1 protein-coding gene and 1 pseudogene are annotated in these 874 nt (G+C 75.7%); both read left to right on the top strand.

Annotation, left to right across the window (positions count from 1 at the left end):
• Window positions 1–520, top strand: a 520-nt coding sequence (locus B7767_RS37095) for a VWA domain-containing protein (RefSeq protein ID WP_143652853.1), incomplete at its 5' end; no start/stop codon positions are given.
• A pseudogene (locus B7767_RS37090) lies at window positions 517–874 on the top strand (SWIM zinc finger family protein); the annotation flags it as partial. The gene B7767_RS37095 and the pseudogene B7767_RS37090, both read left to right, overlap by 4 nt.

The raw sequence follows: 874 nt of genomic DNA, 5'->3' as shown, positions 1-874 counted from the left end.
CCGCACCCGGGCGCGCCGGGCCGCCGACTGGCGGCTGATCCTGGTCACGGACGTGTCGGGGTCCATGGAGGCGTCCACGGTGTGGGCCGCGCTGACCGCCTCCGTCCTGGCGGGGGTGCCGACCCTCTCCACCCACTTCCTGGCGTTCTCCACGGAGGTCATCGACCTCACCGGGCACGTGGACGACCCGCTGTCGCTGCTGCTGGAGGTCAGTGTGGGCGGCGGCACCCACATCGCCGCGGGGCTGCGGCACGCGCGCGAGCTCGTCACCGTACCGTCGCGCACCCTCGTCGTGGTCGTCAGCGACTTCGAGGAGGGATACCCGCTGGGCGGTCTGCTCACCGAGGTCCGCGCACTGGTCGGTGCCGGCTGCCACGTCCTGGGCTGCGCGAGCCTAGACGACACGGGCCGGCCCCGCTACTCCACGGGGGTCGCCGGCCGGCTCGTCGCCGCGGGCATGCCCGTCGCCGCCCTCAGCCCGCTCGAACTCGCCCGCTGGGTAGGGGAGAAGATCGCATGAGCCCGGACCTGCCTCCGGTCGTCCCGTCCGTCACCGCCGAACTCGTCGCGGCGCTCTCGCCCCGGCTCCGCAAGCGGCTGGACGCGGGCGTGACCAAGCTCCTGGCGCGTCCGGTCGTCCGGGAGGGCGACACCGTGCGGATCGCCGTCGACGACGAGACCGACGTCGTCCTGCGGGCGCCCGGCGGGACGGTGACCGGCGCGGACGCGATCCACTGCGGATGCCTGCTGGCCCCCGACTGCCTGCACCGCGCGGCGGCGGCCTCGGCCGCACCGGTCGCCGAGGAAGCCCCGGCCCCCGCCGAGGTCACGGAAGCGGCGGAAGGGACGGGGACGGCGCGGGCGGAGCCCGACG

This window comes from Streptomyces sp. 13-12-16, assembly GCF_002114215.1.
Lineage (GTDB): Bacteria > Actinomycetota > Actinomycetes > Streptomycetales > Streptomycetaceae > Streptomyces.
The sequence above is the reverse complement of the archived record's forward strand: the minus strand, read 5'-3'. Positions and strand labels throughout refer to the sequence as shown.